General features: G+C 55.4%; 1 rRNA gene. It reads left to right on the forward strand.

Annotated features, from left to right (window positions below):
- Positions 1 to 1,083 (forward strand): 16S ribosomal RNA (locus tag BLR11_RS13890); the annotation flags it as partial.
- Between the last annotated feature and the right edge of the window lie 37 nt (positions 1,084 to 1,120).

Consider the following 1,120-nt stretch of genomic DNA (forward strand, 5'->3'; position numbering starts at 1 on the left):
CAATACCCATAGATAGTGACGGTACCGTAAGAGAAAGCCACGGCTAACTACGTGCCAGCAGCCGCGGTAATACGTAGGTGGCAAGCGTTGTCCGGAATTATTGGGCGTAAAGGGCGCGCAGGCGGCCTGTCAAGTCTGTCTTAAAAGTGCGGGGCTCAACCCCGTGATGGGACGGAAACTGGCAGGCTGGAGTGTCGGAGAGGAAAGCAGAATTCCTAGTGTAGCGGTGAAATGCGTAGATATTAGGAGGAATACCAGTGGCGAAAGCGGCTTTCTGGACGACAACTGACGCTGAGGCGCGAAAGCCAGGGGAGCAAACGGGATTAGATACCCCGGTAGTCCTGGCCGTAAACGATGGGTACTAGGTGTAGGAGGTATCGACCCCTTCTGTGCCGGAGTTAACGCAATAAGTATCCCGCCTGGGGAGTACGGCCGCAAGGCTGAAACTCAAAGGAATTGACGGGGGCCCGCACAAGCGGTGGAGTATGTGGTTTAATTCGACGCAACGCGAAGAACCTTACCAAGCCTTGACATTGATTGAACGAGGCAGAGATGCCTTTTTCCTCTTCGGAGGACAAGAAAACAGGTGGTGCACGGCTGTCGTCAGCTCGTGTCGTGAGATGTTGGGTTAAGTCCCGCAACGAGCGCAACCCCTATCTTCTGTTACCAGCACGTAAGGGTGGGGACTCAGGAGAGACTGCCGCAGACAATGCGGAGGAAGGCGGGGATGACGTCAAGTCATCATGCCCCTTATGGCTTGGGCTACACACGTACTACAATGGCTCTTAATAGAGGGACGCGAAGGAGCGATCTGGAGCAAACCCCAAAAACAGAGTCCCAGTTCGGATTGCAGGCTGCAACCCGCCTGCATGAAGCAGGAATCGCTAGTAATCGCAGGTCAGCATACTGCGGTGAATACGTTCCCGGGCCTTGTACACACCGCCCGTCACACCACGAAAGTCATTCACACCCGAAGCCGGTAAGGTAACCGCAAGGAGCCAGCCGTCGAAGGTGGGGGCGATGATTGGGGTGAAGTCGTAACAAGGTAGCCGTATCGGAAGGTGCGGCTGGATCACCTCCTTTCTAGGGAGACATACGCAAGACCCCGATGGGGTGCTTG

Source organism: Megasphaera paucivorans (genome assembly GCF_900103535.1).
GTDB lineage: Bacteria > Bacillota > Negativicutes > Veillonellales > Megasphaeraceae > Megasphaera_A > Megasphaera_A paucivorans.